This is a genomic window from Frankia sp. AgB1.9 (genome assembly GCF_016786355.1).
Lineage (GTDB): Bacteria > Actinomycetota > Actinomycetes > Frankiales > Frankiaceae > Pseudofrankia.
Genome location: NZ_JADWYX010000080.1, coordinates 17,871 through 42,996 on the forward strand (window position 1 = coordinate 17,871; position 25,126 = coordinate 42,996).

Consider the following 25,126-nt stretch of genomic DNA (forward strand, 5'->3'; position numbering starts at 1 on the left):
CCTGGCGCCCGGCGACCAGCGGAAGGGGCGGCCATGCGCTACGACTCCCCGCAGCCCGTTCCGGCGCCCGCGCCGGCCGCAGCCTGGCACCACCTTCAGGCTGTGATCGCCGTTTGGGCCCTCGGGCGGTTGCAAAAACGCCCTGATCACGACCATGTGAGGGCCGAAACAGCGATCTTCACGCGCCGGGCACGCCGACGGAGGCCGCCGTCGTGCCGCTCCGGGGAGTTAGAGCCCCTGCCAGGTCGGCTTGCCGGCGTAGACCTCGCGGTAGTACGAGGCTCGGGCCAGGCCCGCGGCGGCGGCCTCGTCGAGGAGGACCGTGGCGTGCCGGTGTAGTTGCAGTACCGAGGCCGGGCAGGACGCCGAGACCGGGCCCTCCACGGCGGCCGCCACCGCCTCGGCCTTGCCTGCGCCGGTCGCGATCAGCAGGAGGTGCCGGGCCCGCAGGATGGTGCCCAGCCCCTGGGTCAGTACGTGGTTCGGCACCTTCTCCAGCGAGCCGAAGAAGCGCGCGTTGTCGGCCCGGGTCTGGGCGGTAAGTGTCTTCAGCCGGGTGAGGCTCGCCAGCGAGGAGCCGGGCTCGTTGAACGCGAGGTGGCCGTCCGACCCGATCCCGAGCAGCTGGACGTCGACGCCGCCGGCCCCGACGATCAGTGCCTCGTACCGCTCCCCCGCCGTGGCCAGCCGGTCCTCGTCCGGGTCGGGGCCGTGCACACGACTCGGGTCGAGGCCGAGGCCGTCGGTCAGCTCGCGCGCGATGGTGACCAGGTAGCTCTGCTCGTGGCCGGGCGGCAGGCCGACGTACTCGTCGAGGTTGAAGCAGCGCACCTGGTCGTACGACGGGCCCGCGCCGGCCCGGTGGCGGCGGATCAGCTCCTGGTACGTCGGCAGCGGGGTCGAGCCGGTGGCCAGCCCGAGCACCGCGGCCGGCGTACGGCGGACCTGCGCCTCGAGGACGTCGGCCGCGAGCGCCGCGACCTGCTCGGCCGTGGTGAGGGGCACGACTTCCATCAGTACCCTCCGTTCCTGGCGTAGACGACGCGCCCGCCCACGATGGTGGCGACCACGTCGAGTGCCTGGTCGAGGACCGTCACGTCGCCACGCCCGCCGGGCCGCAGCGATCCGCGGACCGGGTCGCCGACGAGCGCGGCCGGTGTCGCGGTGGCGCTCCTGACGGCCTCGCCCAGCGCGCAGCCGGTCGTAGCGACGAGCGTGCGCAGGCACTGCGGCAGCGACGCGGCCGAGCCGGCCAGCGTCCCGGTCGACAGGCGCACGGTGCCGGCCGAGACGATCACGTCCTGGTCACCGAGCCTGGCCGGGCCGTCGGGCAGGCCGAGCGCGGCGGTGGTGTCGGAGACCGCGAGGAACCGGTCCGGCCCGAGCGCGCGCCAGGCCAGGCTCAGCGTGAGCGGGTCGAGGTGGTGGCCGTCCGCGATCACTCCGGCCACCAGCCGGGACCCGCCGAGCGCGACGCCGATGGGTCCGGGCTCGCGGGCCAGCAGCGGCGGCATGGCGTTGCCTAGATGGGTGACGAGCCTGGCCCCCGCGTCGACGGCGGCCTCGACCTGCGCCGCCGTCGCCTCGGTGTGACCGACCGACACCAGCACGCCGCGGGCGGCCAGGTCGCGGATCACGTCCAGTGCGCCGGGCAGTTCGGGGGCGAGGGTCGCCATGAGGACGCCTTCGTCCCGGGACCAGCCGTCGATCACGGCCGGCGACGGCGGCACCAGCCAGCGCTCGGGATGCGCGCCCTTGCGCCCGGCGGCGATCATCGGCCCTTCGTAGTGGAGCCCGAGCGGGACGGCGCCCGCCCAGCCGGGGGACGGGCCCGCCTGGAACGCCGCCAGGGCCCGGACCCGGGCTTCCGGCGCCGAACTGATCACGGTCGGCGCGAACGCGGTCACCCCGAACCGGGCCAGCGCGGCCGCGACGTCCCAGAGCCGGTCCGGCTGGTCGGTCAGGTCGTGGCCACCGGCGCCGTTGACCTGCAGGTCGATGAGCCCGGGCAGCACGTAGCAGCCCGTGGCGTCGTAGGACGGCACGTCGCCGGGCGGCGGGTCGGGCACGACCCGGCCGCCCACGATCGTGACCTCGACCGGGCGGCCGGTGGCGGCGACGCCCCCGACGACGCGAAGGTCACCGGTCACCGCTGCGTCCCGGTCATCCGCGTCCCGGTCATCCGGCGTCATTGGTCACCGCCGCCGGCCCGGTCATCGGCGTCACCGGTCACTGCCGCCGTCCCGGTCATCCGGCGTCGCCGATCATGGCTGCGCCCAGGGCGCCGACCGGGACTCCCCGGGGCACCAGCGTGAGCCGGCTCGCCAGGTCCAGCGACGACAGGAACGGCGACGTCGCCGCCTGCGCGCGCAGCGCCCCGGCCACGGCGTCCAGCAGCGGAGCGCCGAGGTTCGCGACGCCGCCGCCGAGGATGATCGTGCGCGGGTCGACGGTCAGGCCGAGCATCCGGATCGCGTCGGCGACCCCGTCCGCGAAGCGGTCGCGGGCGGCGCCCGCCGCCGGGTCACCCGCCGCCGCGGCCGCGAACAGCGCCTCGGCGGGCGGCACGTCGCGGGACGGCCAGGCCGCCGACGCGGCGGAGCCGGAGGCGACCAGTTCCAGGCACCCCTTCTGCCCGCACGAGCAGAGCTCGCCGGCCGGGTCGACCGGCACGTGCCCGATCTCGCCGGCGGCGCCGTGCGCCCCGCGCCGCAGCACGCCGTCGAGCACGAAGCCCGCCGCGAGCCCGGTGCCGAGGCTCACGTAGGCGAGGTCGTCGGCGCCGCTGAGCACGTGCGCGCCCCAGGTCGCGGCGTTGAGGTCGTTCTCCAGCGTCACCCTGGGCGGGCCAGCCCCGACGCGACCCTGGGCCGGGCCTGTCCCGACGCGACCCTGGGCCGGGCCTGTCCCGAAGTGGCCCTGGGCCGGGCTTGCCCCGAGGTGGCGCAGCGCGCCGGCCCGCGCGCCGATCCGCTCGGCCAGCGGGAACCAGTCGCCGCCGAGGCCGAGGTTCACCGCGTGCTTCACGGCACCCCGGCGCCGGTCGACGATGCCCGGCACCCCGACGCCGACGTCCGGCGGCAGCGGGCCGTCGATCGCTTCGGCAAGCCGCTCGAGCACGGTTCCCGCCGAGGCCAGCACCCCGTCGGGCCCGGCGACCGTCTGCTCGCGCGCCTGAGCCAGCACGGTCCCGTCACCGGCCACGACCACCCCGAGGATCTTGGTCGCCCCGATGTCGAGCCCAACCCGAGCCCCACCCACGCTGGCATCTCGAGTTCGCTCCGTCGCTTCACTCGCTGCGCGGCCTTCCTCGTTCCTCGGAAGCCCACTCCGCGAGCTCACTCCTGCGCTCACGCGACCCCCAGCTCGCCGGACAGGACCAGCACCGCGGCGCCGGCGAGGACGACGTCGTCGCCCAGCGTGGAGGTACGTACCACGAAGTCGGCGGTGCTGACGGCCATCGTCCGTTCCCGGACGACGCGGTCGACGGCTTGCCGCAGCGGGCCGTCGAGCAGGTCAGGGGGGCCGGCGAGGACGAGCTCGTGCAGGTTGAGCAGGCCGATGACCGGCGCGAGGGCGTCGCCGAGCACCTCGCCGACCCGGGTCAGCCCGGCCTGGTCCTGCGCTCGGAGGCGGGGCACCGCGAGCACCGTCTCCAGGCAGCCGGCCCGCCCGCAGGCGCAGGGCTTGCCCGCCGGGTCGACGATCACGTGGCCGATCTCGCCCGCGGCCCAGGCGTGGCCCTGGACGAGGACGCCGCCGATGACGAGGCCGGCGCCGACGCCGGTCGCGATGCGCAGCAGCATGAAGTCGCCGTCGCCCGCCTCCCCGAAGGTGTGCTCGCCGAGGACGGCGGTGTTCGCGTCGTTGGCCACGTAGACGGGGACGCCGAGCTCGCGGTGCAGCGTGCCCGCGAGGTCGACGTCGCGCCAGCCGAGGTTGGGCGCGTCCAGCACGACACCGCGGGCGTCGACGACGCCGGGGCTGCCGACGCCGACGCCGAGCAGCGGCCGGTCCGTGGCCGCCCGCAGCTCCTCGGCCAGGCGCACCGCGAGCCGGACCGCCTCGGCGCCGGACCGGCCCTCGCGGGGCAGCTCGACCCGCGCCTTGACCACGCCGAACAGGTCCTGGACCGCGCCGATCATCCGGTCGTCGGGCGACAGGTCGAGCGCCACGATGTGCGCCGCGTCGGCGACGATGCCGACGAGCGTCGGCGGCTTGCCGATCCTGGTCTCGGCCGGCGAGCCCAGCTCGGCGACGAGACCGTCCTCGATCAGGCCGCCCACCAGGTCGGAGACGGTCACCCGGGTCAGGCCGGTGGCCCTGGCCAGGTCGGCGCGGCTGTTCGAGCCCTCGCTGAACAACTGCTGCAGGATCAGCGCGCGATGGTGGCGCCGGGCGTCCTGGCCGAGCAGCTTGCCCGTCGGCCGCAGCGAACGCCGACGTGGCCCACCGGACCTCGCCGCCGCCTTCGCCTCACGAGGCGACGGGATACCGCCTGCGCTCACTGTGCTTCGGGTTCGCTCCGTCGCCGCACTCATCGCTCCCCCGCTCGTCGCATCCGCGCCGAACGGGGACCCCTGCTCGCGGCCGTCCTCGTCCCTCGGACGCCCACTCCGCTCGCTTGCTCCTGCGCTCACTTGACCGCTCCGGCTGTCAGGCCCGTGACGACGCGGCGCTCGATGATCGCGAACAGGACGATCACCGGCACCGTCGCGACCAGCCCGCCCGCGAACAGGTGCCCCCAGTCGGTGGCGTACTCCCCGACGTAGCCGTCGATCGCGACGGTCAGCGGCCGGTTTCCGGCCGGCGAGCCCAGGCTCAGCGTGAGCGCGACCAGGAACTCGTTCCACGCGGTGATGAAGGTGAAGATGAGCGCGGTGACGATGCCCGGCGCGGCCAGCGGCAGGGTGATCCGGAAAAGCGCCCCCAGCTTGCCGAGACCGTCGACCTGCGCGGCCTCCTCCAGCTCCACCGGAATGGAAGAGAAGAACGCGTTGAGAATCCAGACCGCGAAGGCTAGGTTGAAGCCGGCGTTCACGATGATCAGGGAGACCGTCGCCGACGGCAGGTTGAAGTTGGTGAACTCGCGCTGCAACCCGACCAGCATCGCGGCCGGTTGGAACATCTGGGTGGCCAGGACGAGCAGCAGGAACGCCGTCCGCCCGCGGAACCGGTGCCGCGCGGTGTAGTACGCGGCCGGCACGGCGACCAGCAGCGCCAGCAGCGTGGCCCCGCCGGCGACCTCCAGGCTGACGCCGATGTTGCCGCCGAGCCCACCGGCGGACCACAGCGAGGTGAAGTTCGAGAAGGTGAAGTGGCTCGGGAAGTAGTTCTTCTCGCCCAGCTCGCTCTTCGGCCGGCCGGCCGTAATGATCATTTCGACGTACGGCAGCAGGAAGACGATCGCGACCAGGTACGCCCCGGTGGCGAGGACGGCGGTGCGCGCGCGGGAGGTCCTCACCGGTCCACCTGCTCCTTCCAACGGGTCGTCGACAGGTAGATCACGACGATGAGGATCACGAGGCCGAAGTTGATGACCGACATCGCGGCGGACTCGCCGACGTTTCCCTGCTTGAGGTCGACCATGTAGATGGTCGAGGTGCTCGTCTGGTAGCCCGGCCCGCCCCGCGTCATCTCCCAGATGATCGGGAACGAGTTGAACACGTTGATGACGTTGATGAGCGTCGCGACAATGATCGCCGGCCGCAGCAGCGGCAGGGTGATGTGCAGGTACGAGCTCAGGCCGGTCGACCCGTCGATCGAGGCCGCCTCGTACACGTCGTCGGGAATGCCCTGCAGCCCGGACAGGATCGCGTAGGTGGTGAACGGCAGCGACACGAAGACGGCCACGGCCATCATCCAGACCAGGGCGTGGCTCGGTTCGCCGAGCCAGTAGGCCTGGTGCGAGCCGAGCTTCTTCACGACGCCGATCTGGTGCAGGAACAGGTTGATGACGCCGTTGTTCGGGTCGAGCGCCCACCGGAAGATCAGCGCGGTCATCATCACCGACGCGGCCCACGGGACGATCAGCGCCCACCGCGCGACGCGACGCCCGGGAAAGCGCTGGTGGAAGAGCTGCGCCAGGCCGAGCGCGAGCAGCATGGTCACGACCACGACGGCGACGACCCACAAAACCGTGCGCACCAGCACCGAGACGAAGTCCGGCTCGCGGAACAGATGCCGGTAGTTGTGGGTGCCGTTGTACCCGGCGACGAAGCCCTCGCCGCCGATGTGCTGGAACGACGACTGCACCATGACCACGACGGGCCACACCACGACGACGCCGATGAGCACGAGCGCCGGGCCGAGCCACGCCAGCGGCGTCAGACGGGCCAGCGCGGCACGTGGCCACGGCCGGCGCGAACCCACGGCTGGTGTGAGGCGACCCTGGGCCACGTCCGGCGTCAGGGGACTCAGGGTGGCCATCTGGTCCTCACGCTCCTGGCTCGACTAGGGGGATGTTCGACAACGGGGATGACGGTGCGGTGGGCCTTTCCCGCGTCACCGCCGACGCCCTGATTCCAGAACGAGCGGGAAAGGCCCACCGAGCATCGCGCAGACGGGGCCCGGCCTCACGGCCGGACCCCTGACCAGCGGGCTCAGCCGCCGGCCGTGGCCGACTGCTGCAGGTTTCCGAGAACCGCCGCCGGGTCACCGGTGACGGCCGTGCCGATGGTCTGCTGGATCTTCGTCTTCACGTTCGCCCAGGCGGTGTCGCTGGGGTACTGGATCGACTTCGGCAGCGCGGTCAGGAACGGCGCGAACACCGGGTCCGAGGCGAGCGCCGTGCTGGCCGTGCTGGTCGCCGGCAGGAGGTCGTACTCCTTGTCGAACTGCAGCTGGTACTTGTCCTGGTAGGCGAAGTCCAGGAACTGCCTGATCTGGGTCTGGTGACCGTTCGGCTTGAACGCGGCGACGTTGTCGCAGACGCCGAGGGTGGTCGATAGCGGGCCGGACTTGCCGGCGATCGGGACCGAGGTCCAGTCGCTGTCGGTCAGCTTGCCGGCCGACTGGATGATCGGGATGAGCGCCGGCGAGCCGTTGATCATGCCGACCTGGCCCTGGGCGAACTTCTGCCACAGGTCGGTCCGGTTGACCGTGCCGGGGTTCGGCTCGGTGTCACCGGCGGCGACGAGGCCCTTGAGGAAGGTGAAGGCCTCGGTGTTGGCCGCGCTGTCGATGGTGTACTTGCCGCCGGTCTGGTAGCCCCCGCCCGCGCCGAGCATCCACAGCAGCGACTCGGCCTGGGCCTCCTCGGAGCCGAGCGGCAGCCCGAAGCCGATGTTGCCGGTGGCCTTGATCTTCTCGGCGTCGGCCTGGACGTCGGCCCAGGTCTTCGGCGCGTCGGTGATGCCGGCCTGCGTGAAGAGCTTCTTGCTGTAGAACAGCGTCCGGCTCGACGTGGTGAACGGCAGGCCGTACTGGGTTCCCTCGAAGGTGCCCTGGTCCTTGAAGGCGGGCAGCAGGTTGCCCGGGTTCGAGAGCACGTCGGAGGCGGAGTAGAGCAGGCCGTCCTGGGCGTAGTTCGAGAAGTAGTCGCCCTCGGTGATGTCCGGGTACTGCTTGTTCTGGATCATCGTCTGGACCTGCTGGTCGAACTGGGTCCAGGGAATCGTCGTGATCTTGACGGTGATGTCCGAGTGCGCCGTGTGGAAGGCGTCGGCGATGTCCTGCCAGTACTTGGTGCTGGTGTTGGACGGGCCGGTGCCGTAGTCGGCGACGACGAGTTTCAGCGTCGTCGAGCCGGACGACGAGCCACCGCCGCTGCTCCCGCACGCGGCCAGCGCGAGCGCGGCGGCGGCCGCGAACGCGACCCCGCTCGCGACCCGACCGGTGAGCCTTCTGTTCATCGGCCCCTCATCTCTGCCATGGGGTGGTCCGGGTCGCCCAGTCACCCGGCCGCCCCAGAATTTTTGTTAGTTCAGCAGCCTTACTTATTCGAGTCAAGATGTTTGACCCGGATTCACCGGAACGTAACGAGATGCGACGGATGGCCGTCCGGGCGACGGGCGGCCATCCGTCAGCCGACGGTCAGGCGGTCAGGCGGTCAGGCGCCGGCCGGTGGCGGTGTCGAAGAGGTGGATGTCGGCGGGCTCCACGGACACCTGGAGGTGATCGCCTCGCGCGACCTCGCTCCTGGGCGAGACCCGGACCACCAGGCGACCAGGGTCCTCGGGGCGACTGTCCTCGGGGCCACTGTCGTCGCCGCCCAGCGCGACCGTGCCGTGGACGTAGGAGTCCGAGCCGAGATGCTCGACGACCACCACCTCCACCGGGAGGCCGCCGTCGGGCACGACGTGGAACGCCTCGGGCCGAACCCCGACGGTCACGTCCTTGGGCAGCTTCGCCAGCGTCGTGGCCGGCACCGGCACGTCATAGCTCCCGAGCCGGACGAGTCCGCCGGACACCGTGGCCGCGAGCAGGTTCATCTGCGGGCTGCCGATGAAGCCGGCGACGAACAGGTTGGCCGGGCGGCTGTAGAGCTCCATCGGCGTCGCGACCTGCTGCAGCTCGCCGGCGTTCATCACGGCGACCCGGTCGCCCATCGTCATCGCCTCGACCTGGTCGTGCGTGACGTAGACCGTGGTCGCGCCGAGGTCGGCCTGCAGCTTCGCGATGTCGGTCCTGGTCTGCACCCGCATCTTCGCGTCGAGGTTCGACAGCGGCTCGTCCATGCAGAAGACCTGGGGCTCACGCACGATCGCGCGGCCCATCGCCACCCGCTGGCGCTGGCCGCCGGACAGCGCCTTCGGCTTGCGGTCCAGGTAGTCCGTCAGTCCGAGCAGCGCGGCCGCCGACTTCACCCGGCGCTCGCGCTCCTCCTTGGGCGCCTTGTTGACCTTGAGGGAGAACTCCATGTTCTCGAAGACGGTCATGTGCGGGTAGAGGGCGTAGCTCTGGAAGACCATCGCGATGTCGCGGTCCTTGGGCGCGAGGCCGGTGACGTCGCGGTCGCCGATCAGGATGCGGCCCGCGGTCACCTCCTCGAGCCCGGCCAGCATCCGCAGGGTGGTGGACTTGCCACATCCGGACGGGCCGACGAGGACCATGAACTCGCCGTCCTCGATGAGCAGGTCGATGCCGTTGACCGCCGCGGTGGGCGCCCCCGGGTATCTCCGCTCGGCCTTCTCGAAGGTCACGCTTGCCATCGGGTTCTCCTTCACCGGCAGGCACGTGCCGGACGATCCGAAGTGAAGTGAGATCCGCGCCCCGCGCGGGCGCGGCGAAACTGCACCGTACACCGGCATCTCGGGCACTTCAGCACCCTGACGCGCGTCGGCGGCGGCCCGTTTGTCACAGTAGGCAGGACGTCTCACAGGTTCCGCTGGTATCACCGTTGTGTCGTGACGAGGCGCCAGCCGCGACGCGTCGTCCCACGCCTGACCTGCCGTTCGACTCGGTGCCCGTCGGCGCCGCTGCTCCGTGCCCGCCGGCAGACCACCGGAAAGGCCCACCTGAGATGGCCAACAAGCGCCCGCGACCCGGCTCGACGACCGCGCAGGAATCCGCTGCCGGCCCGTCCTCGTCGGAGGGCAAGTCACAGCCGAGCCCCGCCGCGCCGCGGGGATCGGGCGGGCCGTCCGGCAGCCAGCAGAACGCCAAGACCAACGCGGCCCGCAAGAAGGCCGCGGCGCTGCGGGCCGAGCAGGCCAGGCGCGAGAAGCGCCGCCAGGTCCTCGGCTGGTCGGCCGGGATCGGCTCGATCGTCGTGCTCGCCGTCGTCGTGATCGTCCTGGTCGTCACCGTCGGCAACGACAAGCCGTCGGCGACCAACACCAGCGCCGACGTCGCGACGAGCACGCTGACCGGCCCGCAGGGCCCCGAGGGGATCGTGCTCGAACAGGGCACGGTGCTCGCGCCCGTCACCGCGGCGGCCAACGGCGAGACGGTCGACGGCGTCAAGTGCGAGGCGCAGGAGCAGGTCGTCTACCACATCCACGCGCACCTGACGATCTACGTCAACGGGACGATGCGACCGGTGCCTCCAGGTATCGGCATCGTCGAGCCGCAGAACTCGTCCGCCGCCGGTCAGCCCGAGATGGACTCGGCCTCCGAGTGCTACTACTGGCTGCACACGCACGCCCAGGACGGCGTCATCCACATCGAGGCCCCGAACAGCGCGACCTACACGCTGGGCAACTTCTTCGGGATCTGGAAGCAGACGCTGAGCGCCACCCAGGTCGGCTCGGCCTCGGGCAAGGTCACGGCCTACGTCAACGGCAAGCTCTTCACCGGTAACCCGGCGACGATCCCGCTGACCAGCCGGGCCGACATCCAGCTTGACGTAGGCTCCACCACCCCGGCGCCGCAGAAGGTGGACTGGTCGATCTCCCAGCTCTGACGCGCGCCGCGCTCCGGCCCACCTCGGCACTGCCTTGGCGGGCCGGAGCGCGGCCGATGCTCGCCGCCCGCCGCGTCGCCGTTGTGGCGGTTCGCCGGACGCGGGCGTGAAGCGGCCGCCGGCCTGCGACAGGATGGACTGGTGGGCAAAGATCAGCAGGCGTTGGTCGAGGCACTGACCCGGGCCGGCGTCACCGAGGTGGACGGCTCGACCCGGCGGCGGGCCGAGTACTCGTCCGACGCGTCGAACTACCGGGTGGTCCCGACCGCGGTCGCCTACCCGCGCGACGCCGACGAGGTCGCCGCGGCGCTCGCGGCGGCCCGCGACGTCGGCGCGTCGGTCACGGCCCGGGGCGCCGGAACCTCGATCGCGGGCAACGCCGTCGGACCGGGCCTGGTGCTGGACTTCTCCCGGCACATGGACCGGGTGCTGTCGCTCGACCCGGCAGCGCGGACCGCGCTCGTCCAGCCCGGGGTGGTCCTCGACGCCGTCACGGCCGCCGCGGCCGCGCACGGGCTGCGGTTCGGGCCCGACCCGTCGACGCACAGCCGGGCGACGATCGGCGGGGCGATCGGCAACAACGCCTGCGGCTCCCGCGCGCTGCGCTATGGGCGGACCGCGGACAACGTCGTCGCGCTCGACCTGCTCACCTCGTCCGGCGAGCGGCTCACCGCGCGGCGGTTCGGGCGGGACGGGCTGGCGGCGGCCGGTCCGTTGGGCAAGGCCCTCGACCAGGTCGTCCACGCGAACCTCGGGCTGATCCGCACCGAGTTCGGCCGTTTCACCCGTCAGGTGTCCGGTTACTCGCTGGAGCACCTCCTGACCGAGAACGGGGCCGACCTGGCCCGGTTCCTCGTCGGCACCGAGGGAACGCTCGGCCTCGTCACGGCGGCCACCGTCGAGCTGGTCGAGGCACCGGCAGCGGTAGCCCTGGCGGTGCTCGGTTACGAGGACATCTTCACCGCGGCCGAAGCGGTCGCGGCGGTGCGCCCGCACGCACCGGTGGCACTGGAGGGCATGGACGCCCAGATGGTGGACGTGCTGCGGGCCCGGCGCGGGGCGGCCGCCGTGCCGGACCTGCCGCGCGGCGGCGGCTGGCTGTTCGTCGAGACCGCCGGAGCCACCGAGGCCGAGGCGGTCGCCGCCGCCCAGCGGCTGGTCGCCGACTCCGGCTGCCTGGACTCGGCGGTCGTCACCGGGGCGACCGCGCGGGCGCTGTGGCGCATCCGGGAGGACGGCGCCGGGCTCGGCACCCGCACGCCGTCGGGTGACCCCGCCTGGCCGGGCTGGGAGGACGCGGCGGTGCCGCCCGAGCGGCTCGCCGCCTACCTGCGCGAGTTCAAGGCCCTGCTGGCCGCGCACCGGCTGGACGGGCTGCTCTACGGACACTTCGGCGACGGCTGCGTGCACGTCCGGATCGACTTCCCGCTCGCGTACGGGGGCGGCGCCGGGCCGTTCCGGGAGTTCATGCTCGCCGCCGCCGACCTGGTCGCCGCGCACGGCGGGTCGATGTCGGGCGAGCACGGCGACGGCCGGGCCCGGGGCGAGCTGCTCAGCCGGATGTACTCGCCCGACGCCCTGGCCGCCTTCGGCGCCGTCAAGCACGTCTTCGACCCGGACAACCTGCTGAACCCCGGGATTCTCGTGGACCCGGCGCCCGTCGACGCCGACCTGCGCGTCCCCGCCGCGAAGCCGCTGCGCGCCGGCCTCGCCTACGCCTACCCGCACGACCAGGGTGACCTGTCCGTCGCGGTCCACCGCTGCGTCGGCGTCGGGCGCTGCCGGTCGGACAACACCGGGGTCGGCGGCGTGATGTGCCCGTCGTTCCTGGCGACCCGCGACGAGAAGGACTCGACGCGCGGCCGGGCCCGCGTCCTGCAGGAGCTCGCGAACGGCGGCCTCGTCTCGGGCTACCGGTCGAAGGAGCTCGCCGAGTCCCTGGACCTGTGCCTGTCGTGCCGGGGCTGCGCCTCCGACTGCCCCACCGGCATCGACATGGCCACCTACAAGTCCGAGGTGCTGCACCAGAAGTACCGCCGCCGGCTGCGTCCCGCCTCGCACTACAGCCTGGGCTGGCTGCCCCGGCTGGCCCGGGCCGCCGCCCGGGCTCCCCGACTGGCCAACGCGGCGCTGCGCGCCCCGGGGGCCGCCCGACTGGCCAAGGCCGCCGGTGGCGTCGACCCGCACCGCGACCTCCCGGTCTTCGCCTCGCGCACCTTCCGCCAGTGGTTCGCGAAGCGGGCCCGGACGGAGGGCGCCGATCGGGTGCCGACCTCGGCCGTCGACGGGTCCGCTCGCCCGGTCCTGCTGTGGGTCGACACGTTCACCAACCACTTCACGCCCGAGGTCGGCCAGGCGGCGGTCCGGGTACTGGAGGCCGCCGGCTACGAGGTCAGCGTGGTCGATCAGTCGGTCTGCTGCGGGCTGACCTGGATCAGCACCGGCCAGCTCGACGCCGCGAAGCGCCAGCTGCGCCGCAGCCTCGACGCCCTGGAACCCGCGCTGAGCGCCGGAATCCCGATCGTCGGCCTGGAACCGTCCTGCACGGCCGTGCTGCGCCGCGACGTCACCGAGCTGCTACCGCAGGACCCGCGCTCCGCCCAGGCCGCGGCGGCCACCAGGACCCTCGCCGAGCTGCTCACCGCAACGCCGGGCTGGTCGCCGCCTCGGCTGGACGGCGTCCGAGCCGTGGCGCAGCCGCACTGCCACCACCACGCGGTCCTCGGCTGGGAGGCCGACGCCGCGCTGCTGGCGAAGGCCGGCGCCGAGGTCACCCAGGTAGGCGGCTGCTGCGGGCTGGCCGGCAACTTCGGCGCGGAGAAGGGCCACTACGACGTCTCGGTGGCCGTCGCCGAGACCGCCCTGCTACCGGCCGTCCGAGCCGCCGGCCCGAACCCGACCGTCCTCGCCGACGGCTTCTCCTGCCGCACCCAGCTCACCCAGCTGGCCGCGACCGAGTCCCACCACCTGGCCCAACTCCTCGACGAGGCCAGGTAAAGGCGGGCGGCGAGGTCGATCGCGGTTTCGGCAGACCGCTCCAGGATCTAGGCCCACCCGATCACGAGCTGGTCACATCCGCGCCCGCCCCACGCATCCTGGTCGGATGCGTCAGCGGACCGCACAGAACACACGGTGTCGAACGGGCAGAACCCCAACCACCAGGCATGACACAACACAAGAGGCAACGAGTCATGCCCGGCGGTTGCTGGTCTCGGGCCGGCCTAGCCACCAGGCATGACTCGACGCGCCGGCAACATCGGCGTCCCGGAGTCGACGCTGCTCGCCGAGTTCCCCTCGCGGGCCAACGTCGCCGACGGCACTAATACTGGTCGGGTGAGGCGACAGCTTCCGAGATGACGATTTCCGGCGGAACCGGCGCGGCCCCAACCGAGCCGATGAACGCCTGAAGCTCGGGATCGCCGAAGAAGCTCTGGAACTGCTCGACGGTTTCCCACTCGTCGACGATGGTGATGAACCCGTCACCGATTCCGAAGCGGTGGTGGATGCCGCCCGCCACCCGGGACCGATCGGCAATCTTCGCGAACTCGTCGCCACGCTCGGTCAGCGCGCGACGGAACACGCCAGTGTCTCCCTGGAACTTCCCGATGACCAGCACACTCATGGTCGGTAACCCCTCGAACATGCCGCAGGCCCCGTGCTCGCGGCGTCCGATGGGTATTCGCGCCAAGGGCCGTGGCGGATCACGGCCGCGGCGACAAACTGTACGTGATCTGGATCACATACCAGACTCGGCGGTGCCGACCAGGGCGGTTCTCAAGCACCGGGCAACATTGAGTCACACCAGGTGGCTGCTGGCCTCAACCCGGCTCCAGCCACCATGCACGACTCAACGCCCGAGCAACATCACGGACTACCTCGTGGTTGAGGTTTGGGCAATCCTCCATGGTCAGGCGGGGCGGGGGCCGGTGTAGGTGCCGCGGGGGCGCAGGCGCAGGGCTGGTTCGGCGTACTCCTCCAGGGCGTGGGCGATCCAGCCCGCGGTGCGGGCCACGGCGAAGACGACCTCGCCTGCCTCGGCGGGCATCCCGGCGTGCAGGGTCAGCGCGGCCAGGGCCAGGTCGATGTTGGCGTGGGTCTCGGCGCGTGGGGCCGGCCCCGGCGCCAGGGCGCGGCCGGACGCCGCCCGGACGACTGCGGCCGCCGCGTCCAGGATCTCCGCCGCGCCCGGGAGCCCGCGCAGCGAGGCGAGCAGCGCCCGGGCCCGGGGGTCGCCGTCCGGGTAGAGGCGCATGCCCAGGCCCGGGATCGGCCGGCCGGAGCGCAGGTATTCGGAGATCACCCCGATGGCGTTCCCGGTGGTGACGACCTCGGCGAGCATCCGGTGGGCCAGGCCGCTCGCGGCGCCGTGCAGGGGGCCGTCCAGCGGGCCGAGGCCGGCCGAGACCACCGCATAGGGGCTGGCGCGGGCCGAGGCCGCGACCCGGGCGGCCAGCGTCGAGGCGGCCAGGCCATGGTCGGCTAGCAGGACCAGCGCCTGATCAAGGCACGCGACGGCCCCCGAGGCGGTCGGTACCGGCGTGAGCTTCGTCCAGAGCCGCGCGGCGATCGACCCGGTGGCCGGGCCGGCCGGGTGCGCCTCGCTGGCCGCCGGCAGCGCGTCGACCAGGACGGCGATCAGGGCGGCGCCCATGGCCAGCACGTTCTGTCGGCGCAGGTCGAACCGCAGCGGGTCGGCGGACGCGGCCACGGCCACCGCGACCCGGAGCCGGTCGTTGAGCCGCGCCTGGGCCGGCAGCGTCCCGGTCGTCCGGCGCACCGCGGCCACCAGCTCGTCCGGCGCCCGCAGCTCGACGGCGAGCAGCTCCCCCGAGGACGGCCGCACGACGGGTCGGCCGTCGCTGTCGGGGTCGGAACCGACCTCCCAGAGGCAGGCGACGGCGGTCTCGAAGCCGTGGCGTTCGGCCAGCTCGACGGCGTCGCGGCCACGGTAGTAGAGCCGACCGCCCTCACTCAGCGTGATTCCCGACCGCATCGGGAACGTGTCGTCGAAGGCTTCGGCGGGGCGTGGGCGGGCCCGGCCGCGCCGGGCGGCGAGCGCCTCGGCCTCGCGGGCGTCGAAGGTGCTGCCCCGCCCGTCGGGTGCCGCCTCGCTGGTCAGCAGGCCGCGGCTGGCGTAGGCGTAGACGGTCTGTGTCTTGACCCCGAGCAGCTCGGCGACCTCCTGGGTCGTCAGCCGCGCTCCGTCCGTCACGGTCTCGCTCCCCCCTGATCAGCTGGTGCTGCCCGTCCGGTGGCCCCGCTCACGTTGATTGTAGTCAACGTTGACGGCATTGATACATCCGATCGAAAGTGGTCGCCGGAGGCGATAACGATGTCGATCGGAACAGAACCAGCCCCTACCTCGGCCGGCCGCCAGACGCAGACGGTCACGGTTCCCCGCGGCCTGAGCGGGGTCGTCGTGACCGAGACCGAGGTCGGCGACGTCCGCGGGCGCGAGGGCTTCTACCACTACCGCCATTACTCGGCGATCGAGCTGGCGCAGCGGCGGACCTTCGAGGACGTGTGGCACCTGATGCTGTTCGGCGAGCTGCCGGACGCCGCCGCGCGGGCCGCCTTCCAGGCCCGAACGGCGCCGCTTCGCCACCTGCCCGGCTCGCTGGCGGAGATACTGCCGGCGCTGGCCCGGTCCGGGAAAGGCGCGAACCCGCTGTCCGTGCTCGGCGCGGCCCTCACGGCGGCCGCTGGGGAACGCGGAATCCGGCCGTTGTACGACCTCACGCCCGAGGAACGCCGGGCCGACGCGCTGTTCGTGACGGCGCTGGTCCCGACCCTGCTGACCGCGCTCTACCGGCTCGGGCGAGGGCTGGCACCGGTCGAGCCCCGCGACGATCTTCCGTACGCGGCGAACTACCTCTACATGATGACCGGCACGCCGCCGCGGCCCGACCAGGCTCGGGCCATCGAGCAGTACCTGATCTCGACCGTCGACCACGGCTTCAACGCGTCCACGTTCACCGCGCGGGTGATCGCGTCGACCGGCGCGGATCTCGTCGCCTGCCTGGTCGGTGGCCTCGGCGCGCTGTCCGGGCCGTTGCACGGCGGCGCCCCGAGCCGGGCTCTGGACACGCTGGACGCGATCGGCACCCCGGACCGGATCGACGGCTGGATTCGCGAACGCGTCCTCACCGGCGAGCGGATCATGGGCTTCGGCCATGCCGTCTACCGGACCGAGGACCCGCGGTCCCGGATGCTTCGGGAGATCGCCGAACGCATCGGCGGGGGCCAGGTCGATTTCGCGGTCGAGGTGGAGAAGCAGGTGCTCGGGATTCTCGCGGAGCTGAAGCCGGGCCGGGAGCTTTACACCAACGTGGAGTTCTACGCCGGCGTCGTGATGGAGCTGTGCGGGCTGCCCCGCGAGATGTTCACGCCGACGTTCGCGGCGGCGCGGGTCGTCGGCTGGAGCGCGAACATTCTCGAACAGGCCGCGGACAGCAAAATCATCCGCCCGGCGGCCCGCTACGTAGGCCCGCCCCCACCCCAGCCAGTTCCCTCGACCTGAACGCCGCCGGCCGTCGCCCTGGCCGGCAACCCAGGGCGCCGGCCGACGCGTGTCGCCGCGAGGGCGTCCGGCTGACCCCCCACCGCGATGTCGTTACAGTCACCGCACGGCTTCGGATCCGGAACGAGCACCCGGCAGTGCCCGTTCTGGAAACGTGTGAAGCCACGGCGGCGATAACGGGGAGGCGGCTGTTGGTGGCAGGGTTGGATGACGCGCGGGTCCAGGAAATGGACGGGCGGCAGCGGCGCGTCGCCAGAGAGGCGCTGGGGGCGGCTTTCCCGTCCTGGGGACGGTTCGCGGAGCTGCTCGACCGCGTCAACCGCAGGATCACCGACTACGGCGCCGAACGCACGCCACTGCCGGATGTGGTTTACGCAGTCGTCGAGGGCGCGCTCGCCGAAGGTTGGCTTACCCAGCTACTGGACGAGGCCGCTCGGGCAAATCCCGGGAACCGGCTGCTATCGGACGTGGTGACCAGCTATCGCGTCACCGCAGGTCCGGGCGCCGCCAACCCCGCTACCGAGGTGATCAGCCCGCCGGATGTGCGCACGGTGATCGGCACGTTGGCGGACGAGTTCTCGGACCCGACGGCGGCGAAGACGCTGATAGCGGCGGCGGGCCTGCGACCGGCGCGGCAGCCGACCTGGCAGGTGGGGAACGCCGAGCTGTTCTGGTTCGAGGTCTATCGCCTCTACGAGGGCGGTGCGGTCGTCGGTGGCTGGCCGCTGGTGCTGCGGGAGGCGTATCTCCAACGGCCAGCCAACCCGGTCATCCGCGCGGCGGCGCTCGCCGCCGGGGTCGCCGACGCCACGGCGTCGTCCTCGCCGCCGGCGGAATCCCCGCCGCTGGCGCAGGGTGGCACCGGCCGTGCCACGTCGGCCGCCGCCGGGCCTGAGCGGCGGACCGCTCCTCCGGCGAACCCGACAGGCACGGCGAGCGTGCCCCGGGCCGATGCTCGGCCTGGCGTCCCGAATTCCGGCACGTCGGCCGGCGGTACTTCTCCCGCGACCGGCGTGGCCGCGGGCGCGGGACCTGCCACAGAACGCGAGTGGGACTTCTTCGTGTCCTATACCGCCGCCAACAAGGGCTGGGCAGAGTGGATCGCCTGGCAGCTGGAGGAGGCCGGCTACACGGTCTACATCCAGGCGTGGGACTTCGTGCCGGGCTCGAACTGGATGAACATGATGACACGGGGAATCCAGCGCGCCAACCGGACGATCACCGTGCTCTCCCACGCCTACATCGACTCGGTGTGGGGAACAGCCGAATGGCAGGCGGCGCTGCGCGACGACCCGGAGGGGTTCAAGCGCAAGGTCATCCCGGTGCGGGTCGAGGACTGCGAGCGGCCCACGCTGCTGGAGACCGTCGTCGGCGTCGACCTGTTCGATCTGCCCGAGGACGAGACCGCGGCCCGCCTGCTGGCCGGGGTCGCGGCCGCGCTCGGCGGCCGCACGAAGCCGAACACGAAGCCCAGCTTCCCGCCGAACAAGGGAGGCGCCCCGCCGGCACGCTGACGAGCCAGGCGTCGGCGTATCCCGCCCGGCCAGCAAGGCATCGGCGCGGGCGCCCTCAGGTCACGGTGTACGCGGCGCGCTGGCGGGCCAGGACGTGGTCGCGGGCGGCGACGCCGGAGTTGTCGACCTCGTCGGTGCCGGCGGCGGCCGGGGCGACCCACGTATCGAGGTCCGGGTGGTGGAAGAACACCGCCGAGAAGCGGTCGGTCTGCGGGACGCCGGGGGTGCGGGGCGGGTTGACGACGCGGTGGAGGTTCTTCGGGATCTGACCGCGGGTCCACAGATGCAGCAGGTCACCGGCCTGGAGCAGGATCGCGCCCGGCGGGAACTCGACCGACGCCCACCCGCCATCCGGGCCGACAGCGGCCTCCAGGCCGCCGCGGCCGTCGGCCCACAGGAGGGTGAGGCCGCCGATGTCGGCGTGGGCGCGCTGCCGGGTCTGGCCCGGTCCCGGCTCGTCGGGCTGGGCGAGGTAGTGGTTCACGCACAGGTTCGAGTGCTGCCGCGACGTCCAGGCCGGCAGGTCGGCGTCGGGCAGCCCGAGCGCCTCGGCGATCATCTCGACCAGCCGGTTCGTCAGCGCCCGCGCCGTCCGGTAGTAGGCGGTCCAGGCCGGCGCCATCCGGGCCGGATTCGCCGGCCACTGGGCGAAGGCCGCAACCCAGGCGGCATCGCTAGAGAACCCGGCGGGGTCCGGCAGAGCCAGCTCATAGCGCTCCAACAGCAGGGCGTCCGCGCCCCCCTCGTACAACGGCTGCCACCCGACCCACTCCCCCGTGCCCGACCAGCGCACCCGCGCCTTCTCCCCTGGGTCGAGTGCGAAGAACTCCTGGGAGGTCTCGACCATCGCCGCGAGGTCCGCGCCGAAGGACCCGGCGGCCGAGAATCGGTCCAGCCCGGTGAGGAACACGCACGAGTGCGCGCGCAGCGCCTCGACCAGCGCGCCGGCTGAGGTAGTCGGGAAATCGAGCACGGGTACCCGCGCCGCGGGAACAGCAGCCATCACGTCTCCAGGTCGGTGGCAGACACCGGGCCGCCGTTCCGACGCTGGAGGTGATACCCGAGAACGCTCCCGACGCTAGCCGCGGCCCGTTCAGCCGGTCAACCCGCTCCTGAGCGCCGCTCACCACGCCACCGCCGACCGGTCGCCTGGACCGCCGGGCGGCGGTAGCCGCGAGCCGGTAGCGGGGCCTGGGATCGGTGGCCGGGCCCGGGCCCGTCGGCGCGCGGCGGTTGGGGCTACTAACGTCCGGCGAGGACCGGTGGCGCGGGTGGACGGTGGGAAGGAGTCGGGTGAGCGGGCTGACCCAGGACGAGCTGGACATGGTCGCGCTGGTGCGGGAGTTCGTCGACGAGCGGGTCAGGCCCGGGGTACGCGAGTTCGAGGCGTCCGACACCTATCCCGACGCGTTCATCGAGGAGATGAAGCAGCTCGGCTTCTTCGGCCTGCTGGCTCCCGCGGAGTTCGGTGGCGTCGACATCTCGATGGCCGGGTTCGCCCGGGTCACCGAGGAGCTGGCCCGCGGCTGGATGAGCCTGGCCGGGGCGATCGGCGGCCACTCTGTCATCACCTATCTGATCAGGACGTTCGGGACCGAGGCGCAGCGGCACGGCTACCTGCCCCGCATGGCCACCGGTGAGGTCCGCGCGACGATGGCGCTGACCGAGCCGTCCGGTGGCTCCGATCTTCAGGCAATGCGCACCTACGCCGCCCAGGACGGCGACGACTGGGTGATCAACGGCGCCAAGACCTGGATCTCGAACGCCGCCCATTCCGGGCTGATCGGCCTGCTGTGCCGCACCGACCGGAACGCACAGCCCCCGCACCGTGGCATGTCCGTGATCCTGGTCGAGCCCGGCCCTGGGCTCGACATCTCGGCGAAGATCCCGAAGCTCGGCTACCGGGGCGTCGAGGCGTGCACCCTGTCGTTCGACGACATGCGGGTGCCTGGCATCGCGGTCCTCGGCGAAGCGCCCGGCAAGGGCTGGGGACAGATGATGCGCGGGCTTGAGGTCGGCCGCATCCAGGTCGCGTCCAGGGCTCTCGGTGTCGGCCAGGCCGCTCTGGAGGCCGCGATCGCCTATGCGCAGCAGCGGGAGACCTTCGGCCAGCCGATCTGGAAGCATCAGAGCGTCGGCAATCTAATCGCGGACATGGCGACCCAGATGCGGGCGGCCCGGCTGCTGACCACCGACGCGGCGGACCGGTTCGACTCCGGCGCCCGCTGCGATCTGGAGGCGGGGATGGCGAAGCTCTTCGCCTCCGAGACCGCGATGAAGGTGGCACTCGACGCGATGCGGGTGCACGGCGGCTACGGCTACTCGAAGGAGTTCGACGTCGAGCGCTACTTCCGCGACGCCCCGTTGATGATCCTCGGCGAGGGCACCAACGAGATCCAGCGCAATGTCATCGCGGCCCAGGTCATCGCCCGCGACGCGGCCGGCGAACGCTACTGAGGACGCGAAGGCCGGCCCTGGAGCGTTCCGGCAGGGCGTTCCGGCAGAGCGCTTCCCAACCGCGTGAGCGCCGGCGACGGTGTCGCACCGGGCGGGGCGTCGCGCCCGGTCAGGACCCGTCGTCGATGGTGTCCGGCTCGACGCCGGCGGTCAGCCAGTCGGCGTAGGACAGGCCGGTCACCTCCTCCAGCAGCGCGATGTCCTCGACGAAGTAGGGCAGCACGGCGGCGCGCTGCCGCGGGGTGAGCGCCGGCCGTCCGCCCTTCTGCCGTTGAAGTGCCGTGAGCAGCGGGCCACGCGCGACCTGGCGGACGGGTACCGGGAAGTGGTGGCCCATCTGGCCGCCCGTGCGCAGCAACGCCCGCAGGACCGCGTTGACCGGGGTGTCCGCGACGAACGGCGTCACGTTCTCCGAGGGCACCACGTCGAGCTGACCGGTGGCCACCCCGAGGAAGTCGCACACCTTGTCCAGCGTCGCGACGGGCTCCTCGCGTAGCTCGCGGTAGCGCAGCAGCAGGACCTGATCCCGGGAGAACAGGCTGAACAGGTGCGCGAGCTGGGCGCCGTACCGGCCCTGGGAGACGTAGTGCCAGAAGTGCGCCCAGCCGGCGGCCCGGCGCTGTTCCTCGAGCGCGCAGGCCCGGACGAAGTCCCGTTCGGCCTCGAGCCCGGCCGCCCACAGGTGGGTCCAGTTCGAGTGCGCCCGGTCCACCGGATTGCGCAGCAGCACGACGAGCCGCGCCTTCGGCAGCAGCCGCCGGATCCGGTTCTGCGCATCCAGGTCGTACAGGTAGAACGGCGTGGCCTCGCCCAGCAGCGCGTCCTCCGGCGCCGGGTCGAAAAGGGCCTCGTAGTCGGCGCGCCGCCAGACGTGCTCCTGGTAGGTCTGCGCGTCGCCGGGCCCGCCCCGCGACGGCGGTGGGCCCTCCGAGAGGAAGAACTTCGGCTCCTTCACCGTCGGAAGGAACAGCGCGGGATGCCGGCTGAGGGCGGCATGCAGCGCTGTCGTCCCGGCCTTCGGCACGCCGATCACGAGAAAGTCGGGTAGGGCCATCGTCGGCACGCTCCTGGCACGGATGAGGACGGTCACGAGCCGACGGCCGCTGCGGAGCGCCGACGGTGTCAGCCTCGGACGCGGCGACGGATCAACGTCCCCGCCCGGGCGCCAGTGCCGGGGCAGCGACTTTCGAACCCTAACCGATAGCCCATCATTCCGACGGGAAAACTTGTGATAAGTGACGAGGACAGCATTGTTCACCCGGGCGGTAGAGTTTCCGGGGTGCCGACCGCCTCGCCAGTCCTGGACGCAACGACACCCCCGCCCGGTGTGCCACTCCCCCGCCTCGCCGCGGCGGTGACCGTGGCCGCCCCCGAGGGAGACGGTCCTGGCTACTGGGCCGGGGCGCCCAGCGCGCTGCTGGTCGACGGCATTTTCTACCTCGCCTACCGGCTACGCCGGCCCGTCGGCGCCGGGCGCGGCCACTCCGTGGTGATCGCAACTTCGCCGGACGGGGAGCACTTCACCGAGATCGCGCGTATCGACCGCAATCCGTTCGGCGCCGAGTCGCTGGAGCGCCCCGCGCTGGTGCACACCCCGGACGGTCGCTGGCGGCTGTACGTCAGCTGCGCCACGCCCGACAGCCCGCACTGGTGGGTCGACCTGCTGGAGGCCGACGACCCGGCGGCCTTCGACCCGAGCCAGCGGCGCACCGTGCTGCCCGGCGACGCGTCGACCGCCGTCAAGGACCCCGTGGTCCGCTGGCATGACGGCGGTTGGCATCTGTGGGCGTCCTGCCACCCGCTCGACGACCCGGCCGCCACGGACCGGATGGACAGCCAGTACGCCACCAGCCCCGACGGCATCAGCTGGACCTGGCAGGGCGTCGCGCTCGCGCCCCGCCCCGGCCACTGGGACGCCCGCGGGGTTCGGATCAGCGAGGTGCTGCTGGACGGCCCGACCCCGGTCGCCCTCTACGACGGCCGGGCCAGCGCGGCCGAGAACTGGTACGAGCGCACCGGGCTCGCCACCGGCGTACCCGCGCAGGGCGGCGGCCTCGGCCGGTTCGTCGCGGTCGGCACCGCCCCGCACGCGGTCTCCCCCGACGGCGACGGCGCGCTGCGCTACGTCACCGTCGTCGACCTGCCCGACGGCGCCTACCGGCTCTTCTACGAGGCGAGCCGCCCCGACGGGACCCACGAGCTGCGCACCGAACTGCTCGCCGCCGATCTCCCGGCGACCCAGTCCTAGAACGGCCCCGCCGGGAACTCTCGCGGCGGGCCGCCGCCATTACGCCGGTCGCGTTCCGCTGGGTCGGCTTCCGTGAGTCATCACGCCGGACGCGCGCGGCCATACGATGCCGGTAAAGCGGCAGTTGTCGCCATTTCGCCGAAGACGTGGGCGTCTGCCGCCGCCGATGGCGAGAGCTGCTGCCGAGGAGGAGGAGAAATCTTCGTTCTCAGCGTCGCGCTGACGGTTCTGTTGCTGCTGGAGGTTCTCCCGTCGGCCGGCGCCCAGCTCGGGCGGTTCGAGGTCGGGATGAAACGGCTGGACGAGCTGACCCGGCTGGGTCTGGCGGACGGCCGTCACCTCTGGGTCCTCCCGGTCCTCGGCACCGTCCATCTGATCGGCGGCGCCGCGGTCATCGTCGGGATCTGGCTGCCCGCCGTCGGAGTCGCGGGTGCCGCTCTGGAGGCCGTCGTGTTCGGGTGGGTGCTGTACCGGCAGCTGCGCGCCGGCGACCGCGGCGGTGCGCTTTTCGCCTACACCCTTTTCACGGCCATGGCGCTGGCCGTGCTCGTGGTCGACGCGCTGCGCTGACGCCGCCTGCCGTCGAAATCCCGTCCCGCGCGGCGCCGATGGCCGCACACTGAAGGCGCCGTCCGGCGCGGGACGCGCGCGGCCGGCTCGCGAGGGGTGACGTCATGGCGCTGGGCAACGCGAAACCGGCCTTCGTCTGCGAGAGCTGCCACCAGCGCAGGACCGGCGCGAGCACGCTGACCGTCACCGGCCGACGGCTGTGCCCGGACTGCTCGGACCAGCTCGACGCGGCGGCGGCCGGGGCGATCGCAAACCCCGGTAACCCGGTCGGTGGGGCGATCGCCACCGCCGGTTGGCTCGCCGCGCTACGGTCCCACCGCCGGGCCCGCAGGACCGGCTGATCGCGGCTTCCTCACGGCGGCTCGCCCGCTCCTGCCCACGTGCCAGGGCGCCTGGGCGGCGCGGCGCCGGATTCCGGCCGGACCGGCTTGAAATAGGTCGCCATAGACGCTTGCCCATTCTCAAGCCTGGTGATCGCCGAGCTGACGCAGGTCGGCGGCAAGGTCGCTCGCCGAGGACACGGTCGTCGACCGCGGACAGGGATCGAACCGTCGGTGACACTCGGGCGACGGGTGCCCGCTCAGTCTGGCTGGGGCAGGTCCGGCGCCGGTTTCTCCTGCTGAGAGGCCCGTAACGGGCCGTCGCACCAGCGGTCGACCGCGGAGTTGCTGGGAAAGCGCACGATGGTCAGCTCAGGCCACCGCTCACGCAGTGACGCGATCCGCGCCGCGGTCTTGTGATGCCCTCGCCAGGCCCAGCGGACGATGTGCTCTGAGTCGGTGAAGAAGGCACTCAGCGGGGGCTCGTAGTTGCCGTTCCAGAGTTCCACCCGCCGTAACCTGCGACGCACCGTGCGGAGGATGACCTGGCGCATGACGGTTCTGCGCGGCAGGTCAAGCCAGAGCACGAGGTCGGCCCGGTCGGCGAGCAGTCCGCGTACCGCGCTGTACTGCCACTCGGTCGCCCAGCCGGGCTGGCTGGTGAAAGCCTCCACGTCGTCGAGGAAGCTTTCCCGCGGCACCCAGTTCGGGCCGTGGAAAAGCCCGTCGATCTCGACGTGCGGGATGTCGAGGATCTCGCCGACCCGGCGCGCGAGCGTCGTCTTGCCGGAGCCCGACGTGCCGGCGACAACCACCCGCCGAGGCAGGCGCGGCAACGGGTCATCGGCATCCAGCAACGGCACCGAACGACGATACCGACCCGACCGGCGGCCCCAGCCGGGCCGCCCCCGCGAACGGCACCCGGTACCTGACGCCCCGGCTCCCGGCTCCCGGCGCGGCGATGATCGCCGTTTGGGCCCTCCAGTGATCCTGCTGGCCTATTCGGCAGAGCTCGACTCTCTCGCGTGGCCTTGATCGCCGTTTCGGCCCTGAGATGGTTGTGGCGGGCGCGTTTCTACGACCACCCCAGACATCCCATGGTTTTGGGTGTCAAGCGGCGGTGTCGAGTGTGACGGTGTGTGGCCAGGCGGT

21 protein-coding genes are annotated in these 25,126 nt (G+C 72.4%); 8 read left to right on the forward strand and 13 right to left on the reverse strand.

Annotated features, from left to right (window positions below; translation table 11 throughout):
- Nucleotides 1-228: 228 nt before the first annotated feature.
- The 8 genes from nagB to I6A60_RS27240 form a co-directional block, all read right to left on the reverse strand.
- Nucleotides 229-1,014 carry a glucosamine-6-phosphate deaminase gene (gene nagB / locus I6A60_RS27205; RefSeq protein ID WP_203020368.1) on the reverse strand — a complete coding sequence of 262 codons (786 nt, stop codon included), beginning with the start codon at nt 1,012-1,014 and terminating at the stop codon, nt 229-231.
- On the reverse strand, nt 1,014-2,192 hold the full coding sequence (locus I6A60_RS27210; RefSeq protein ID WP_238436340.1) for an N-acetylglucosamine-6-phosphate deacetylase: 1,179 nt from the start codon (nt 2,190-2,192) through the stop codon (nt 1,014-1,016). The genes nagB and I6A60_RS27210 overlap by 1 nt, the downstream gene beginning before the upstream one ends.
- A 55-nt stretch (nt 2,193-2,247) precedes the next feature.
- Nucleotides 2,248-3,261, reverse strand: a complete 1,014-nt coding sequence (locus I6A60_RS27215) for an ROK family protein (RefSeq protein ID WP_203055731.1) — start codon at nt 3,259-3,261, stop codon at nt 2,248-2,250.
- A gap of 89 nt (nt 3,262-3,350) precedes the next feature.
- Nucleotides 3,351-4,508 carry an ROK family transcriptional regulator gene (locus I6A60_RS27220; RefSeq protein ID WP_203022719.1) on the reverse strand — a complete coding sequence of 386 codons (1,158 nt, stop codon included), beginning with the start codon at nt 4,506-4,508 and terminating at the stop codon, nt 3,351-3,353.
- A 128-nt stretch (nt 4,509-4,636) separates the two neighbouring features.
- Nucleotides 4,637-5,464 carry a carbohydrate ABC transporter permease gene (locus I6A60_RS27225; RefSeq protein ID WP_203022718.1) on the reverse strand — a complete coding sequence of 276 codons (828 nt, stop codon included), beginning with the start codon at nt 5,462-5,464 and terminating at the stop codon, nt 4,637-4,639.
- Nucleotides 5,461-6,429 carry a carbohydrate ABC transporter permease gene (locus I6A60_RS27230; RefSeq protein WP_203022717.1) on the reverse strand — a complete coding sequence of 323 codons (969 nt, stop codon included), beginning with the start codon at nt 6,427-6,429 and terminating at the stop codon, nt 5,461-5,463. The genes I6A60_RS27225 and I6A60_RS27230 overlap by 4 nt, the downstream gene beginning before the upstream one ends.
- A gap of 173 nt (nt 6,430-6,602) precedes the next feature.
- Nucleotides 6,603-7,853, reverse strand: coding sequence for an extracellular solute-binding protein (locus I6A60_RS27235; RefSeq protein ID WP_203022716.1), 1,251 nt, complete (start codon nt 7,851-7,853; stop codon nt 6,603-6,605).
- A gap of 189 nt (nt 7,854-8,042) precedes the next feature.
- Entirely contained in the window at nt 8,043-9,152 is a 1,110-nt protein-coding gene (locus tag I6A60_RS27240) for an ABC transporter ATP-binding protein (RefSeq protein ID WP_203022715.1), read from the reverse strand.
- Nucleotides 9,153-9,463: 311 nt separating this feature from the next.
- Between I6A60_RS27240 and I6A60_RS27245 the strand changes: the two genes are divergently transcribed.
- Both I6A60_RS27245 and I6A60_RS27250 read left to right on the forward strand, forming a co-directional pair.
- On the forward strand, nt 9,464-10,345 hold the full coding sequence (locus I6A60_RS27245) for a hypothetical protein (protein ID WP_203022714.1): 882 nt from the start codon (nt 9,464-9,466) through the stop codon (nt 10,343-10,345).
- Between the two features lie 141 nt (nt 10,346-10,486).
- A complete protein-coding gene (locus I6A60_RS27250; protein ID WP_203022713.1) occupies nt 10,487-13,342 on the forward strand; it encodes an FAD-binding and (Fe-S)-binding domain-containing protein in 2,856 nt (951 codons plus the stop codon).
- A gap of 322 nt (nt 13,343-13,664) precedes the next feature.
- Here I6A60_RS27250 and I6A60_RS27255 read toward each other — a convergent pair whose 3' ends face one another.
- Both I6A60_RS27255 and I6A60_RS27260 read right to left on the reverse strand, forming a co-directional pair.
- Nucleotides 13,665-13,967, reverse strand: coding sequence for a hypothetical protein (locus I6A60_RS27255; RefSeq protein WP_203022712.1), 303 nt, complete (start codon nt 13,965-13,967; stop codon nt 13,665-13,667).
- Between the two features lie 285 nt (nt 13,968-14,252).
- Nucleotides 14,253-15,557 carry a citrate synthase gene (locus tag I6A60_RS27260; RefSeq protein WP_203022711.1) on the reverse strand — a complete coding sequence of 435 codons (1,305 nt, stop codon included), beginning with the start codon at nt 15,555-15,557 and terminating at the stop codon, nt 14,253-14,255.
- Nucleotides 15,558-15,677: 120 nt separating this feature from the next.
- Here I6A60_RS27260 and I6A60_RS27265 point away from each other — a divergent pair, with 120 nt between their 5' ends.
- Together I6A60_RS27265 and I6A60_RS27270 are read left to right on the forward strand one after the other, a co-directional pair.
- Nucleotides 15,678-16,865 (forward strand): citrate synthase/methylcitrate synthase, encoded by a 1,188-nt coding sequence (locus I6A60_RS27265; protein ID WP_203022710.1) that lies wholly within the window; start codon nt 15,678-15,680, stop codon nt 16,863-16,865.
- 194 nt (nt 16,866-17,059) lie between these two features.
- A complete protein-coding gene (locus tag I6A60_RS27270) occupies nt 17,060-18,379 on the forward strand; it encodes a toll/interleukin-1 receptor domain-containing protein (protein WP_203022709.1) in 1,320 nt (439 codons plus the stop codon).
- A 55-nt stretch (nt 18,380-18,434) separates the two neighbouring features.
- Here I6A60_RS27270 and I6A60_RS27275 read toward each other — a convergent pair whose 3' ends face one another.
- Nucleotides 18,435-19,382 (reverse strand): 2OG-Fe(II) oxygenase family protein, encoded by a 948-nt coding sequence (locus I6A60_RS27275; protein ID WP_203022708.1) that lies wholly within the window; start codon nt 19,380-19,382, stop codon nt 18,435-18,437.
- Nucleotides 19,383-19,672: 290 nt separating this feature from the next.
- Here I6A60_RS27275 and I6A60_RS27280 point away from each other — a divergent pair, with 290 nt between their 5' ends.
- Nucleotides 19,673-20,836, forward strand: a complete 1,164-nt coding sequence (locus I6A60_RS27280; protein ID WP_203022707.1) for an acyl-CoA dehydrogenase family protein — start codon at nt 19,673-19,675, stop codon at nt 20,834-20,836.
- Nucleotides 20,837-20,945: 109 nt separating this feature from the next.
- Here the strand turns inward: I6A60_RS27280 and I6A60_RS27285 are convergent, their stop codons facing one another.
- Nucleotides 20,946-21,890, reverse strand: coding sequence for a sulfotransferase (locus I6A60_RS27285; RefSeq protein ID WP_203022706.1), 945 nt, complete (start codon nt 21,888-21,890; stop codon nt 20,946-20,948).
- Nucleotides 21,891-22,115: 225 nt separating this feature from the next.
- Here I6A60_RS27285 and I6A60_RS27290 point away from each other — a divergent pair, with 225 nt between their 5' ends.
- The 3 genes from I6A60_RS27290 (at nt 22,116) to I6A60_RS27300 (ending at nt 23,995) form a co-directional block, all read left to right on the forward strand.
- Nucleotides 22,116-23,084, forward strand: a complete 969-nt coding sequence (locus I6A60_RS27290) for a hypothetical protein (protein WP_203022705.1) — start codon at nt 22,116-22,118, stop codon at nt 23,082-23,084.
- A 231-nt stretch (nt 23,085-23,315) separates the two neighbouring features.
- Nucleotides 23,316-23,654, forward strand: a complete 339-nt coding sequence (locus I6A60_RS27295) for a DoxX family protein (protein ID WP_203022704.1) — start codon at nt 23,316-23,318, stop codon at nt 23,652-23,654.
- Between the two features lie 104 nt (nt 23,655-23,758).
- A complete protein-coding gene (locus I6A60_RS27300) occupies nt 23,759-23,995 on the forward strand; it encodes a hypothetical protein (protein ID WP_203022703.1) in 237 nt (78 codons plus the stop codon).
- Between the two features lie 239 nt (nt 23,996-24,234).
- Here I6A60_RS27300 and I6A60_RS27305 read toward each other — a convergent pair whose 3' ends face one another.
- Entirely contained in the window at nt 24,235-24,837 is a 603-nt protein-coding gene (locus I6A60_RS27305; RefSeq protein WP_203022702.1) for an AAA family ATPase, read from the reverse strand.
- Nucleotides 24,838-25,126 lie beyond the last annotated feature (289 nt).

Coding starts and splice junctions, on each gene's coding strand:
- nagB (WP_203020368.1), bottom strand. CDS start 1,014: ATGGAAGTCGTGCCCCTCACCACGGCCGAGCAGGTCGCGGCGCTCGCG.
- I6A60_RS27210 (WP_238436340.1), bottom strand. CDS start 2,192: ATGACGCCGGATGACCGGGACGCGGATGACCGGGACGCAGCGGTGACC.
- I6A60_RS27230 (WP_203022717.1), bottom strand. CDS start 6,429: ATGGCCACCCTGAGTCCCCTGACGCCGGACGTGGCCCAGGGTCGCCTC.
- I6A60_RS27235 (WP_203022716.1), bottom strand. CDS start 7,853: ATGAACAGAAGGCTCACCGGTCGGGTCGCGAGCGGGGTCGCGTTCGCG.
- I6A60_RS27240 (WP_203022715.1), bottom strand. CDS start 9,152: ATGGCAAGCGTGACCTTCGAGAAGGCCGAGCGGAGATACCCGGGGGCG.
- I6A60_RS27245 (WP_203022714.1), top strand. CDS start 9,464: ATGGCCAACAAGCGCCCGCGACCCGGCTCGACGACCGCGCAGGAATCC.
- I6A60_RS27255 (WP_203022712.1), bottom strand. CDS start 13,967: ATGAGTGTGCTGGTCATCGGGAAGTTCCAGGGAGACACTGGCGTGTTC.
- I6A60_RS27265 (WP_203022710.1), top strand. CDS start 15,678: ATGTCGATCGGAACAGAACCAGCCCCTACCTCGGCCGGCCGCCAGACG.
- I6A60_RS27275 (WP_203022708.1), bottom strand. CDS start 19,382: ATGGCTGCTGTTCCCGCGGCGCGGGTACCCGTGCTCGATTTCCCGACT.
- I6A60_RS27285 (WP_203022706.1), bottom strand. CDS start 21,890: ATGGCCCTACCCGACTTTCTCGTGATCGGCGTGCCGAAGGCCGGGACG.
- I6A60_RS27300 (WP_203022703.1), top strand. CDS start 23,759: ATGGCGCTGGGCAACGCGAAACCGGCCTTCGTCTGCGAGAGCTGCCAC.